Consider the following 541-nt stretch of genomic DNA (forward strand, 5'->3'; position numbering starts at 1 on the left):
GCCGCCTCGCGCGTCCCGCACGCCGTCTCCCATGTCGATTCCCATGCCGAGAGCGGCACGACCGGGGACGCGCCGGCATGACCGCGCCCCCGCAACCGGCCCAGCAACAGGCCCCGCAGCCGACCCTGCTGCTGGTCGAGGATTCCGACACCCAGGCGCTGCGCATCCGCCGCATGCTCGAAGGCCACGGCTTCACCGTCAGCCGCGTCGCCAGCGGCGAGGCCGCGCTGGACTCGCTCGATGCCCGCATCCCCGACCTGGTGGTGGCCGATTACCACCTGCCGGGAATGAATGGCGGCCAGATGGCCCGCCAGCTCCGCATGAGCCCGGTTACCCGCATGATCCCGGTGCTGATGCTGACCGAGGGCGGCGAACCGGGGCTCGAGCGCGAGGGCCTGGAAAGCGGCGCCGACGCCTACGTGCCCAAATCCGCCGATCCGGACCTGATCGTCTTCCGCATCCGCGCCCTGCTGCGCGAGGGCGCCGGGACCGGCCCGCGCGACGACAGCCCCCTGTTCCGCCGCGCGCGGATCCTGGTGGT

Annotated in this window: 1 protein-coding gene; it reads left to right on the top strand. The window is 73.0% G+C overall.

The features are described 5' to 3' along the window. Window positions 1-77: 77 nt before the first annotated feature. On the top strand, window positions 78-541 hold a 464-nt coding region (locus HUK84_RS22475), incomplete at its 3' end, for a response regulator transcription factor (protein ID WP_176642077.1).

Source organism: Nguyenibacter vanlangensis (genome assembly GCF_013376155.1).
Taxonomy (GTDB): domain Bacteria; phylum Pseudomonadota; class Alphaproteobacteria; order Acetobacterales; family Acetobacteraceae; genus Gluconacetobacter; species Gluconacetobacter vanlangensis.